Origin of the sequence: Sphingobium sp. HWE2-09 (assembly GCF_035989265.1) — a bacterium.
Lineage (GTDB): Bacteria > Pseudomonadota > Alphaproteobacteria > Sphingomonadales > Sphingomonadaceae > Sphingobium.
Genome location: NZ_JAYKZX010000001.1, coordinates 618,801 through 631,433, shown reverse-complemented (window position 1 = coordinate 631,433; position 12,633 = coordinate 618,801). Strand labels below are relative to the sequence as shown.

Sequence of the window (12,633 nt, the reverse complement as noted above, 5' to 3'; positions counted from 1 at the left end):
GCCGCATGAGCATTGCTCGCCTGGAATCAAGCATGATTCATTCCCTGGCACCTGAAGCGGTTGGCGGGGTGCAACGTGGAGACATCCGTTTTCGATGCGGCAGGATGGGCTGACGGGGAAGTCGATCCCGCCGCCTTTCGTGATAAGCGATTGGGCGAACGGCTTCGAACGATGCTTAAGCAGATGTCAGGAGCGATTGGCGCACCGATACCGATGGCGTGCCAAGACTGGGCCAATACCAAGGCGGCCTACCGTTTTTTGTCTAATGGCTCGGTAAACGAGGGAGACATACTTGCCGGGCATTTCCAGGCGACACGGGCACGAGCGACGGCGCTTGAGGGGTTCATCCTAGTTTTACAGGACACCACCGAATTCTCCTATCAAAGGCGCAATCCTGAAACGATTGGCGCCATCGGGCTTGCGCCGAGCCGGCGTGATGAGAATGGTCGGCTTCGGCTTCATACGGTCTGCGGCCTGCTCATGCACTCCAGCCTTGCGATCACGACTGAGGGATTGCCACTGGGTCTGACAGCGGCGAAATTCTGGACCCGTACCAAGTTCAAGGGTGCCAACGCGTTGAAGCGGCGGATCAATCCCACGCGCGTACCGATCGAGGAGAAGGAGAGCTACCGCTGGCTCGAGAATATGCGTCAATCGACCACCCTGCTGGGCGATCCAGAGCGACTGGTTCATATTGGCGATCGGGAGAACGACATTTACGAGTTTTTCTGCGAAACACAGATGCTCGGCACGCATTTCTTGGTCCGCACCTGTGTCGATCGTCTGGCTGGCGACGGTGGCCATACGATCGCCGACGAAATGAGCGAAACCACCGTGCAAGGCACGCATCGGATCACCATTGGCAAAGACGATCATGCCGACATCGAACTGCGCTATAGGCGCATCCAAGTTTTGCCGCCGATCGGAAAGCAAAAGCGCTATCCTTCCCTCAGCCTGACCATCTTGCATGCCCGTGAGAGTGGAACGCCTGAAGGGCGCCCCCCAATCGACTGGCGGCTCATCACCGATCTGCCGGTAACGACGCCTGACGAAGCCATCGAAAAGCTCGACTGGTATGCTCAGCGTTGGAAGATCGAACTCTTCCACAAGATACTCAAATCTGGCTGCCGAGCCGAAGATGCGCGGCTGCGGACCGCCGAACGCCTCGCCAATCTGATCGCCATATTCTGCATTCTGTCATGGCGCCTGTTTTGGATGACCATGATCAATCGCGCTGCTCCTGACGCATCGCCTCGGCTGATCCTGACCGATGTCGAAATTACCCTGATCGACCGCCTCGCAGCTTCCCGAAAGAATGAACCGCCAGGCAGAACCCTTTCCGACTATCTAACCCAAATCGCCCGGCTCGGAGGCTATCTTGCGCGAGCCCATGATCCGCCGCCTGGCAACATCGTCATCTGGAGAGGATGGTCTCGCCTGATGGACATCAAAATCGGTGCTAACGTCAGCCGCAACATTTGTGGGTAATTGAAAGGCTCAGGCCACGCTTACGAAGCGCTCGCGAAAAAATGGGCTCCACGGACACGCCGGAAAGCCTGAAAGGCCGCGTCAACGCCGCCTTCCGTTGGCGCTTACGGACTGCTCGTATGAGTAGTCGCTGCACAGCTCGCTCTATCCCCGATCTCGTCCGACACTCGCCACCCCGCTGAAAGAGCGGCAATCATCCCGGCCAATGCCCGGCATGCAAGGCGGTCGTCATACCCCGCCTACTTCAGATCGGCGTGGGGCTCGAAACTGATGGGTAATCGCAAGCTTCACCGGATGCATACTCTGGCTTGGACGACCCTCAAAGGCTCCGAGCGGCCCACCCCTCAAGATTCTGTCCTAGGACGCCACTATTTGTGTCATGCAGCGACAACGCGAAGATGGTTGAATCGCGGTAGCCGCTGCATACGCGGCTCGGCGATCGGTGGTACCTTATGGAAGACACCATCCTTCATGATCGCGAGCAGATTGTCCCGATCCTGAAGGATCGTGATGTCGCCGATAGGATTCCCGTCAACGAGGAGGAGATCCGCTAGATAACCTTCGCGCAGTTGGCCGAGATTCTCTGGATCACCCATGATCTCACCACCGAGCTTCGTCGCCGACAGGATCGTCTCCATGGGTGTGAAGCCGAGGAGGTCGACAAAATATTCGAGGTCCTTTGCATAGGTCCCGTGGGGCGTCCAGGCGAAACCATAGTCACCACCCGGCAGCACCCGGATGCCGCGCTGGTGCATTTTCTGCATGCTCTGGATGGCGTGCTCGAGTTCATGTAAATAACCCATCGTCTCGGCCGCCTCGGGCGTAATCCCCCAGTCTGAAGCATGGTAGCAAGTCATGATCAGCCAGGCCAAGCCCGGTGCCACGAAGACTCGATCCTTGGCGGCCTCGAGCATGTCGAGCGCCTCTTCGTCAACGAAACTCGCATGGTAGATGATATTCACGCCGTGCTTCACACAGAGCTTGATCGAATGCTGATTGCGCGCGTGAGCGCAAACACGAGCGCCACGACGGCTCGCCTCCTCGACCGCGACCGCAACCTCGGCATCGGTGAAAAAGGTTTCATGATTCAGCGCGGCGCCAGTGATCTGCTCGCCGGACATGCTCAACTTCACAGTGTCGACGCCGAGCTTGCACACCGACCGCACTGTCTTTCGGATTTCTTCCACCCCGTCCGCCGTCAGCGACGGGTTCACATCCGCGCCGGTCGTCGCGATTTCCATGCCAGAGGCTAGGAGCCTGGGTCCTGGAATGCGGCCGGAATTGATGGCATCGCGGATGACAACGTCCAACCTTTCCTTCGCGGAGGCCGCTCCCACGCACATTGTGTAACCGCAATCCAGGTAGGTGCGGGCATTGTCCATAGTCAAGAACAGATGCTCCTCGATTGGGAGCGCAGTTGTCGCATGGAGGCTTGTGCCATTGTTCCAGGTGATATGGGTATGCGCGTCGCACAGACCGGGCATGAGCGTCGTACACCCGCCACCATCGACGATGTTGGTCGCCAAGCTTTGGGAAATGCAGGTCTGGCCCGCCCTGGCGATACGTTCGATGCGATTGCCGCGCACGAGCACGTCTCCTCGGTAGGGCTGCGCGCCCGTGCCATCCAAGACGTTAACGTTACAGAAGAGCGTAGTTTCTGCGTTCATCTTCGTATCCTTATCTCGTCACGAGCATGTGGCGCCTGTCTGCACCACGAGTCTCGGTCGCACGCGGGGAATTCACCTGTTGGCTTCCAAAAGCCGGCATCGATGCCGCAATCTTTCCCTTAAGCCTGGTGGAGATCAGGCCCGGATCCACGTGGCCACCCGGGCTGTCTTCATAAGCGCGTGCAAAGGACGCAAGTGCGTCAGCATCTTCAGGCGCAAGCTCGTGAAGCCTTACCCATATTTTTCCGTTGGCCGACAATCTCGCGTTGCACGGCGTCAGGCATCCGCTGAGACATTCAACTAGGCGAACGACGACATTGTCTTGGTCGAGACAAGAGCGCAGCCGCCCGGCGAGGCGGACGCCCGCATCCGATCCGAGCTGTCTGCTTTGGGCCGTGGTGGCTTTGCTGGGACAATTTCGGCAGATCAGCAGCCGGGCTGGTAACGTCAAACTTGCCATCCCGTCGGCTCCTATCGAAATGTCCGCGAGAAATAGAAGGATGTGAGTGCTTCCGTCACGTCCTTTGCCCGTTCCAACGGCGTCCAATGACCACATCGACTTAGAACAGTAAGGCTCGCGTCAGAGAGCTTTTGAGCGAGCGAGCGAGCGTCGTTTGGTGGGGCAGTCCCATCCTCATCGCCGGTTACCAAGATGCTCGGGCATCGTATACGGTTCGTGTCCGCTGGCTGTGCGTTCGCAAGCGCCTCACAGGTTTGCGCATAAGCTTCTGGATGCTGGCGGAGGGTTGCCTCCCGGACGAACGCAGCAATCTCGGGACGGTTGGCTTTAGTGTCTGCCGAAGTACCGCCCTGAACCACGGCGTCCGCAATTGGTTGCATGCCGCGCGTGCGACTGGTTTCGGCGCGGGCTTTCAGGGCCTCCCGCGCCGCATCCGACGGCGTATGTATAGGACCGAACAAGGCGAGGCTTTTCACCCGCTCGGGATGCCAAGCTGCTAAATGCTGGCAGACAATGGTTCCCATCGAATGGCCGGCAAAATGGGCTGAACCAATCTCAAAGCAATCCAGCAGTCCGACGACATCGTGGACATAGCGTTCTATACTAATCAACTCATTGTTGAGCGAGCTGAACCCTGAACCGATCAGATCTGGCCTAATTACTTTGAAAAAGCGCTGCAATGTCGCGATTTGTGGCGTCCAAACGTTTGAGCTACCGCCGAGGCCGTGTACCATAACGACAGGTACCCCCTCGCCATGAACTTCGTAGAACAGGGAGCATTTCTGCTCTTGCTTGCTCGAGACAGTAGCCAACACGTTCATCTTCTCCCAGTCTATTTTGGCCTTTTTAAGCTATCGAACCCGCCAACACACGAGAGCTCCGGCGTTGCCGCCCGGCTGCACCAGTCTGGAGCGCAAGTGTTTAGAAATAACGGATCAGTCCGGGCTACGGGCCCGGATGCAGCAACCAGAAGTGCGCGAGATCAACTACGCACACATTAAGGAGCGCAGGTTTCAATCACCCGATCGTAAAAAAAGTGTCTTTCAAAGGCCTCGTCCTATACCTTTATGAACCAATGGGCTCTTTCTTATCGTCATTCGATACAACTCACTTCCTAGCTTAGCAAGCAATACCTATACTGGTTCAGAATTGGTCTATAGGGAGGATGTTAGATGAACGTGCGAAAGCAGGCCGCTGCCGCCACTACGCGATTCATGGCGGAGTTCGAACAGCGTGTCGCCGCGGGCGACTTTATGCCGGGAACCCAATTGCCGAGCGAACGCGAGCTGACCGAAATCTATGGCGTGGCGCGCAACACGCTGCGTCGTGCGCTCGATATGTTGGAGAGTCATGGAAAAATCGTGCGCGTCGCCGGCAAGGGCGCCTTCGTTAACGATCCAAATCCTGTCGAACTCAAACGCGCGCGCGTCGACACCCTGATCGGGCGCCTCGCAATGACGACCAGTCCCGCCGATGTTCTTGATGCACAGCTCGTCGTAGAGCCACAGGCGGCGCGAATCGCGGTCGCCAATGCGACCGATTCGGAATTGCGGGCGCTTGAGAGTCTTGTCCTGGCGAACGAACGCGCAACCAACATTGCCGAGTACGAGTATTGGGACAGCAAGCTGCATCACGCGATTGTGACCGCCAGTCACAATGCGCTGCTGGTCACGCTCTATGAGGTGATTGATGGTCTTCGCCATGATTCGATTTGGGGCGGTCTCAAGATCACCGGGCGCACGTTGCAGCATCGGCAGGTTTATCAGATGCAGCATCGCGACATTGTCAAGGCACTGCGCCAACGCGATGGCGAACGTGCAGCGCAGCATATGCAAGGACACATCCAGACCGTTCGGACCGTTCTTCTCGGACACCCACTGTAGAACAAAAATGTCAGTACCCGCGCGCAAGGGTGCCAGGACCGTCCTCGATCGGCTCCGCGATGAACGTTCGAGCGGCGCATGGCCAGACGGCCGGCTACCTATGGAGCACTTGCTGTCGCTGCGCTATAGAGTTTCCGCGCGGCGCACCGCGCCAAGTACTCAGTGACCTCGAAGCCCAAGGCTTCGTTGGTCGCCGAGTGGAGCGGGACATTCGTCATCAAGCCCTTAACGCCGAATCCGACCAACGCACTCGTGGGAGGACGCGATTCTCAGGATGGCAAGACTAGCTGAGATTTTTGAGTGCCGCCTCAGGTTTCAACCAGATATCGCAGACCCCGCCGTCGCGCGTGATGCAAGATAATGGTGTTGCGATCGGATCGGCCTAGCGAAATCCATTGTGGCGCCGACAGTCGGCGGGTTCGAGATCTACGATGCGATACTCCACGATGCGGGTGCTGTCGCGGCGCACAACCGGCTGGCCTTTGCTATACAGCCCGCAATATGGCTCGATTCGAACCCGTGCGGACTGAGGTCTGCTCAGGATACGGACGATGACCCCGCTCGCTCTAGAAATAAGCCAACAAGCTTGATCTCCCGCAGCTTTGCTCTTATTGGGTTAGAAATGGCTCACGGTCCTGCCTCTTGCGACATACGCTCTCGGGCCGCTGGAGCGGTTGGATCGCTCATCAATCGCATCGAGAGCAACATCAATAGCGGCGAATGGCAGCCCGGGTTCCGGTTGCCGACCGAGCGTGAGCTGGAGATTGAGTTCGGCGTCGCCCGAAACACAATTCGGAAAGGTCTTAAGAAGCTTGAGGATGCTGGTCAGATTGTTCGCCACGTCGGGCGCGGTTCTTTCGTTGCTGACAGGTCGCCTGTCGTTGAGGAAGCGAGCACCCTACTTGCTAAAGTCGTCGGTTCAAGTCCTGCTGAGGTCATGGAAATTCGGCTCGCGATCGAGCCATGGGCAACGAACCTCGCCGCGTCGCGAGGAACGTCGGCAGACCTGTCAAGCTTGAGCGAGTGCGTGGACGAAGCCGAAGCCGCGTCGGACGTACCAACCTTCGAGATATGGGATGGCAGGCTTCATGAGCGCATTATCGCGGCTACGAAGAATGAACTGCTGAAAGGCCTTTACGAGGCGATCAATCTGGCTCGCAACCAGCCGGAATGGATGAAGCTTAAGGAACGCACGGTGACACGCGAACGGCGCGATCTTTACCAGCGCCAGCACCGTGCGATCGTCGAGGCCCTGCTCGAACGTGATGCCGAAACCGCAGGACGGCTGATGCGGGAACATCTTTGCGAGGTTCGGGTCGCCTTGGTCGGGAACTGATCGCCGTCACTCCGCGATCGGGCAGGAGCTGGGGCGCTGCGCGCGTCAGGCCACCACCAACCGAGGAAAATCGTCGGCCGTAAAGCGCGATCCGTACCTCAGGCGGTATTCCAGTTCGACAACATAGCTCTAACGTTTGAGGGCAGGGATGCTGGTGATCCAGCCAACCATCTCACAAAGTGACCTTTTGGCGGCCAAGCCGGGGGGGGGGGCTTGGCCGACCATGCAATAACATGGTAACATGGCCTCCGTGTCCCAGTCGATCGGCGATCCAATGGCGCCCGGGAACTGAGATGTTGGAACCATGGCCATAGATCAGGAGGCCTTCTCCGCAGCCTCGCGAACGGGTACGGCGAAGATGGCGAGACGAACGCCTCGAACTTCGTACCCGAGCTGTCGCGCAAGATCTGAACCGCGCCGGATTTGCCGGAGGCGTTGGGTTGTGAGTCACGCTGCCATATCGATGTTGTCCGCGGCAGCATAATATTGATCTTCGGCTTCGGCAGGCGGGATGTTGCCGATAGGCTCCAGCAGCCGGCGATTGTTGAACCAGTCGACCCATTCGAGCGTGGCATACTCGACCGCTTCGAAGCTGCGCCACGGTCCTCGCCGGTGGATCACCTCGGCTTTGTAAAGGCCGTTGATCGTCTCAGCCAAAGCATTGTCGTAGCTGTCGCCGACGCTGCCGACAGACGGCTCGATCCCGGCTTCGGCGAGGCGCTCGGTGTATTTGATGGACACGTATTGCGACCCGCGGTCGCTATGATGGATGAGGCCGCCCCGATGGGCCGGCCGTCGATCATAAAGCGCCTGTTCCAGCGCATCGAGGACGAAGCTTGCGTGCGCTGTCCTGCTGGCTCGCCAGCCTACAATCCGCCTGGCGTAGGTATCGATGATGAAAGCGACGTAAACGAAGCCGGCCCAGGTCGCGACATAGGTAAAGTCGGATACCCACAGCATGTTCGGCGCTGGCGCGTAGAACCTGCGGTTAACGTGATCGAGCGGGCAAGCTGCTGCCTTGTCGCTGATGGTCGTGCGCACTGGCTTGCCCGGATCACTCCGGCCAAGCCCATCTCGCGCATCAGCCGGGCGACCGTACAGCGGGCGACGGGCACGCCCTCCCGCATCATCTGCCGCCACACCTTGCGCACGCCGTAGACCGCGAAGTTCTCGGCGAACACGCGCGCGATCTCCGGCTTGAGGGCCGCATCCCGCCGCGCCCGCGCCGACAAGCGTGTCGGATCCTGTCGCTGCGCGACGCGCTCGTGATAAGTGGATGGGGCGATCGGCAGGACGCGGCAGATCGGCTCGACCCCATAGGCATCGCGGTGATCGTCAATGAACGCAATCATCGCCGAAACGGGCGGTCGAGCTCCGCCTGAGCAAAATATGCCGATGCCTTGCGGAGAATCTCATTGGCCTGCCGCAGTTCGCGAACCTCGCGCTCCAGCGCCTTCACCCTGTCGGCAATTTCGGCTGGGACACCCGCCCGCTTACCGCTGTCGACCTCAGCCTTCTTCACCCACTCATGCAGCGTCGGCGGTGAGCAGCCGATCTTCTCGGCAATCGATACCACCGCGGCCCAGCGCGATGGGTAATCCCGCTCGTGATCCAGCACCATCCGGATCGCTCGCTCGCGTACTTCCGGCGCAAATTTGTTCGTCGTCTTGCTCATATCGGCTCCATCTACTCAAGAGTTGGAGCCTCCGACAAACCCGGCGCGGTTCAATCTGCCTGAATCGCATCAAGACGGGTATCCCGGAATTCGAGTACACGACCGCTTTCGAGATCGATAAGATGATCATGCTGTTGGAGGGTCATCAGCTCAAAGCGTGCCGGACCATCCGTAAATCTATGACGCACGATGAGGTTGAGATCTGTAAATAATTTCAGAGTCCGGTAGACGGTGGCGGTACTAATTCCTGGAACCAACTTGACCGCGCGAGCATGGATTTCGTCGACGTTGGGGTGATCGTTCGACTGCTCTAGGACACTAGCGACGGCCAGCCGCGGCCCAGTAACGCGCAGTTTTCGTTCCGCGCATGCGCGATAGAATAGCGACCGGTCGAAAGCCCGGCGGTCTTGCAGCATGATCGACGGGAAGGCGCGAACTTGTTCCATATCTGAGATATATGGAGGCGTTGGGCGAGGCGTTATCGCTACTTTGACAACGAATAACGGAGAACCGCCATTCCATCGCGCCTTCCCGCAGAATCGGCGCACTCTGCGCAGGGAATCGTCATCGTTATCGAGCCGCATAGAGCCTCGAGAGCGCCATGCGGAATGTTCAACGCCCGCCTCGCCCACCAGCCGTTCGATCCCGCCGCTCAGTTGCCCAGTTCAATTTCCATTTGATGTTAAGCTCGGGCTTGACGTCCGGATTCCGATCGGTCTTCGTCGCATCTATCTTCCGTTGCAGGGCGGTCTTGCTGGACTGGAAACATCACCGAGTTGGCCAGGCGGCAGCGCCTCTGGCGCACTTTATAAAGGTCGCAAACGAGATGTCGCGAGCTAATCCCGACGAAGCGAGCCTCAAAAGGTTCCGGCATGTGCTGGCGAAGCAACAGTCCGCTGTGGCGGGAACATGAGCTGCAGGCGGCCCGCATCGCTGCTAAGCAGCCGGTTAGGCGCGGACACGCTGGCGACGATTTCTAATGCGAACGCGTATCCGACCGGTTCGTCAGCTTGGAGATTGCCGCACTTTGGCGCCTGGCGACTCGGGACGCGTATGATTGCTCCGTCGGGGCGCCGGCATTAGTCTGTCCTCGGCCTCGCATCGATCGGCCTTGGGAGACTTGCAAGCTTCGTCAAAGCGGCCAATGCGAAATCACGAGGCGGCTGGCATACGGCTCGTGGTCGCGCCTCACTTCTGAAATCGCGTCGTTGCAGGGATGTGTTCTAAGAATTTCCGCTGAACTGAACCACATCTATACCAATATTGCGCATAGGATTTATTTTTCTGCTCCATACCCTCTTTATCTTGACCCAATGTCCTACTTGGCGCATGTATTCGCCAGTCAATGGTTCACATTTGTCAGCTAATGGTTACGGGAGAGAGTGATGAAACTAGCAACCCTTAGAACGGGAACGGGCGACGTTGTTGCGGTCGTCTCCCCCGAGACTGATCAATACTGGCCGGTCTCGGACCTGCTCGACCAGCCGATCGACACCATGGTCGACCTCATTCGCATCTACGATGATGTAAAGGCCCGCCTTGCTCCTTCAGGCGCCGGCGAGCGCCTGAGCGACGTGACGTTCGCGCCGCCGATCGTCCCGAGCCGCAACGTAATGTGCGTCGGCAAGAACTATCATGCGCATGCGCACGAGTTCACCAAGAGTGGGTTCGACAGTTCGGCCAAGGACGCGAGCGAGGCCATCCCGACGGCGCCGATCATCTTTACCAAGGCACCCGAAACCGTCATCGCCAATGGCGAGGACATCCTCTATCCGACTGGCCTTTCCGACAGTATTGACTATGAGGCCGAACTCGGGGTGGTGATGGGCAAGAGCGGTCGCGGCATTTCTAAGGCGGACGCCCTCGATCATGTCTTCGGCTTTCTGATAATCAACGATATGACCGCGCGTGATCTGCAGTTGAAGCACAAGCAGTGGTTCATCGGCAAGTCGCTCGACACCTTCTGCCCGACCAGCTCCTACATCGTTACTGCCGACGAAGTGAATGTTGATGATCTGCATCTGCAGTGCTGGGTCAATGGTGAGTTGCGGCAGGACGCCAGCACCTCTGACCTCATCTTCGACGTACCGACCCTGATCGAGACGCTGAGCGGCGGTTTGACCCTGCTTCCTGGCGACTTGATCGCCACCGGCACCCCGGCGGGTGTTGGCATCGGATTTGATCCGCCCAAGTATCTCGCGCGTGGTGATGAGATCTCCATCGAAATCTCCGGCCTTGGTCGGCTTACAAATAAGGTTGCTTGAACATGCCCAATTACTACATCGAAACGACCGGATCGGGCGATCCGATCCTGTTCATCCACGGCCTTGGCGGCACGTCCAACGTGTTCGGTCCGCAGGTTTCTGCGCTCTCGCGCTTCTTCACCTGTCATCGCTTCGATCTGCCTGGCGCGGGCCAATCGGACTCAAAGGGCAAGAACACGATTGATGGGCTTGTCGACGCAGCGCTTGGCGTTCTTGAGCAGATCGGTGTCGACAAGCCCGTTCATGTCGTCGCCCATTCGATGGGGACCGTTGTCGCGCAGCATCTCGCTCTGAAGACGCCGGAGAAGGTTCGCTCGCTCACGCTGATCGGCCCTGTCCACGCGCCGGGTGAAGCTGGCCGCGAGGCGATGAAGGCGCGCGCCGCCAAGGCGCGCGAAGAAGGCCTTGGTGAGATCGCCGACCAGATCGTCGCCGCCGGCACCTCAGCTGACACCAAGGCGAATCAGCCGGCAATTGCGGCCTTCGTGCGCGAATTCATTATGCGCCAGCCAGCAGAAGGTTATGCGCGACACTGCGAGGCGCTCGCTACCTGCGTGGCGGCCGATGTCGCGCGAATCCTAGTTCCTGCCATCCTCATCACGGGCGACGAAGACAACACATCGCCGCCCCCCGTGGTTTCTGCGCTTGCGGCGAAGTTCCCCGACTCCGCCTTTTACATCCTTGCTCGGACTGGGCACTGGACGACTATCGAGCGTCCGAAAGAGGTTAATGAGCTCGTGCTGAACTTCCTGTTCGGCGTGAAATAATCCATAGGGGACCGGCCTGTTAGCGTACCTGCGGCTGGTCCCCGCTTTTACAGAAGGCGGCATTAGCGTCATATCCAGGGAGCAGCGCTCCGCTGGTGCGGCAACGGCGACCTTGATGATCCTACCGGATGCCACTAAGGCCTCCCTGTGCGCGCGCGCTACCGTGCCGCCTGCCTGAACGGCTGTCATAATTGGCCCAGGCCGGCAGACCGAAGATCACTGCCACCGTCCAGGCGACACCGGCCCGGTGCGATCGATGATCGTATGCGCGCCAGCCGCCACTTTTCTGTCAGACTTGTCAGAATTGCCTTAAGCCCGAGATACTGGGTCTCGTCCGCGATCACAGTATATTGGTCATTTGACCGGCAAACCACGGTAGCAAGTCCCACCGGGTTGCGATGGGCGGTCGCGGTATTGACGTCATAGCGATCCGGTCGACCATTAATTAGGTTTAGAATTGAATGCCCTACCGTAAGCGCCGACGGAAGGCGTCGTTAACACGGGCTGTCAGGCTTTTCGGCGTGTCCGTGGCGCCCATTTTTTCGCAAGCGTTTCCAGCCTTGCCTCGATCAGGGGGATATCGGGCTTGGCATTGGGATCATGGTCTTCACCGAGGGTCTCGAGCGCCTCTTCGTGATATTCATGTTGGGGGTCGGCGAGCGCTTCGAGCTTTTCGGCATAACCCCAAGGGCCGCCGCAGTCCTCTGGCGGCCGCATGCCTACTGCATCGAGGATGAGCGGATATGTCACGTGCGGGCTGGCCGGGCTGATGCGCTCGATCTTGACGCTATGCTCCCAGGCATCGCCAAAGTCATAGAGATATCGGAAGGTCTTGCGCCTCGTATCCGCCAGGATCTGGGCGAGAGTGGCCTTACGGGCGTCGAGCGGCCCGTCGAAGCTATATTCAGGATCAGGGATGCCAAAGCCGGTTTGCCCGAAGCTCATTTCCCACAGGTGAGAGTCCGTCCAGGAGAAGGCGGTCTGGATGATGGTGTGCAGACGGTCAAGCCGGATATTGAGCGGCACCTCCAGCGTTCGGCTGACGGCCGGCGTGACATCGTCCAGCGTAATATTCATCCGCACGACAGTGCTG

The 12,633-nt window shown here is 58.8% G+C and carries 10 protein-coding genes, 2 pseudogenes and 1 other annotated feature; of the genes and pseudogenes, 5 read left to right on the top strand and 7 right to left on the bottom strand.

Features of this window, described 5'->3' with window-relative positions; translation table 11 throughout:
• The first annotated feature begins 75 nt into the window (after positions 1-75).
• Positions 76-1,488, top strand: a complete 1,413-nt coding sequence (locus U5A89_RS02895) for an IS4 family transposase (RefSeq protein WP_093084954.1) — start codon at positions 76-78, stop codon at positions 1,486-1,488.
• A 377-nt stretch (positions 1,489-1,865) separates the two neighbouring features.
• Here U5A89_RS02895 and U5A89_RS02890 read toward each other — a convergent pair whose 3' ends face one another.
• Genes U5A89_RS02890 through U5A89_RS02885 form a run of 3 tightly spaced genes read right to left on the bottom strand, consistent with a single transcriptional unit; the run spans position 1,866 to position 4,436 of the window.
• On the bottom strand, positions 1,866-3,155 hold the full coding sequence (locus tag U5A89_RS02890) for a metal-dependent hydrolase family protein (RefSeq protein ID WP_338159679.1): 1,290 nt from the start codon (positions 3,153-3,155) through the stop codon (positions 1,866-1,868).
• 10 nt (positions 3,156-3,165) lie between these two features.
• Entirely contained in the window at positions 3,166-3,615 is a 450-nt protein-coding gene (locus U5A89_RS21305) for a DUF1636 family protein (RefSeq protein WP_445190613.1), read from the bottom strand.
• 11 nt (positions 3,616-3,626) lie between these two features.
• Positions 3,627-4,436 (bottom strand): alpha/beta fold hydrolase, encoded by an 810-nt coding sequence (locus U5A89_RS02885; RefSeq protein ID WP_338159678.1) that lies wholly within the window; start codon positions 4,434-4,436, stop codon positions 3,627-3,629.
• A gap of 351 nt (positions 4,437-4,787) precedes the next feature.
• Here U5A89_RS02885 and U5A89_RS02880 point away from each other — a divergent pair, with 351 nt between their 5' ends.
• On the top strand, positions 4,788-5,498 hold the full coding sequence (locus U5A89_RS02880; protein ID WP_338159677.1) for a FadR/GntR family transcriptional regulator: 711 nt from the start codon (positions 4,788-4,790) through the stop codon (positions 5,496-5,498).
• A gap of 586 nt (positions 5,499-6,084) precedes the next feature.
• Positions 6,085-6,834 carry a FadR/GntR family transcriptional regulator gene (locus U5A89_RS02875; protein WP_338159676.1) on the top strand — a complete coding sequence of 250 codons (750 nt, stop codon included), beginning with the start codon at positions 6,085-6,087 and terminating at the stop codon, positions 6,832-6,834.
• 447 nt (positions 6,835-7,281) lie between these two features.
• On the opposite strand, the pseudogene U5A89_RS02870 reads toward U5A89_RS02875, so the two are convergent.
• A pseudogene (locus tag U5A89_RS02870) lies at positions 7,282-8,509 on the bottom strand (IS3 family transposase).
• Positions 8,112-8,228: a sequence feature (AL1L pseudoknot), on the bottom strand. (Overlaps the previous pseudogene by 117 nt.)
• Positions 8,510-8,559: 50 nt before the next feature.
• Entirely contained in the window at positions 8,560-8,955 is a 396-nt protein-coding gene (locus U5A89_RS02865) for a Fur family transcriptional regulator (RefSeq protein WP_338159675.1), read from the bottom strand.
• Positions 8,956-9,894: 939 nt separating this feature from the next.
• Between U5A89_RS02865 and U5A89_RS02860 the strand changes: the two genes are divergently transcribed.
• Together U5A89_RS02860 and U5A89_RS02855 are read left to right on the top strand one after the other, a co-directional pair.
• Positions 9,895-10,773 carry a fumarylacetoacetate hydrolase family protein gene (locus U5A89_RS02860; protein ID WP_338159674.1) on the top strand — a complete coding sequence of 293 codons (879 nt, stop codon included), beginning with the start codon at positions 9,895-9,897 and terminating at the stop codon, positions 10,771-10,773.
• Between the two features lie 2 nt (positions 10,774-10,775).
• A complete protein-coding gene (locus U5A89_RS02855) occupies positions 10,776-11,540 on the top strand; it encodes an alpha/beta fold hydrolase (protein WP_338159673.1) in 765 nt (254 codons plus the stop codon).
• Positions 11,541-11,725: 185 nt separating this feature from the next.
• On the opposite strand, the pseudogene U5A89_RS21300 reads toward U5A89_RS02855, so the two are convergent.
• Both U5A89_RS21300 and U5A89_RS02850 read right to left on the bottom strand, forming a co-directional pair.
• A pseudogene (locus U5A89_RS21300) lies at positions 11,726-12,001 on the bottom strand (hypothetical protein); the annotation flags it as partial.
• Positions 12,002-12,047: 46 nt separating this feature from the next.
• The gene (locus U5A89_RS02850) at positions 12,048-12,617 is read right to left on the bottom strand and encodes a plasmid pRiA4b ORF-3 family protein (protein WP_338159672.1); all 570 of its coding nucleotides are present in this window, start codon (positions 12,615-12,617) and stop codon (positions 12,048-12,050) included.
• Between the last annotated feature and the right edge of the window lie 16 nt (positions 12,618-12,633).

Coding starts and splice junctions, on each gene's coding strand:
- U5A89_RS02890 (WP_338159679.1), bottom strand. CDS start 3,155: ATGAACGCAGAAACTACGCTCTTCTGTAACGTTAACGTCTTGGATGGC.
- U5A89_RS21305 (WP_445190613.1), bottom strand. CDS start 3,615: ATGGCAAGTTTGACGTTACCAGCCCGGCTGCTGATCTGCCGAAATTGT.
- U5A89_RS02885 (WP_338159678.1), bottom strand. CDS start 4,436: ATGAACGTGTTGGCTACTGTCTCGAGCAAGCAAGAGCAGAAATGCTCC.
- U5A89_RS02880 (WP_338159677.1), top strand. CDS start 4,788: ATGAACGTGCGAAAGCAGGCCGCTGCCGCCACTACGCGATTCATGGCG.
- U5A89_RS02865 (WP_338159675.1), bottom strand. CDS start 8,955: ATGGAACAAGTTCGCGCCTTCCCGTCGATCATGCTGCAAGACCGCCGG.
- U5A89_RS02860 (WP_338159674.1), top strand. CDS start 9,895: ATGAAACTAGCAACCCTTAGAACGGGAACGGGCGACGTTGTTGCGGTC.
- U5A89_RS02855 (WP_338159673.1), top strand. CDS start 10,776: ATGCCCAATTACTACATCGAAACGACCGGATCGGGCGATCCGATCCTG.
- U5A89_RS02850 (WP_338159672.1), bottom strand. CDS start 12,617: ATGAATATTACGCTGGACGATGTCACGCCGGCCGTCAGCCGAACGCTG.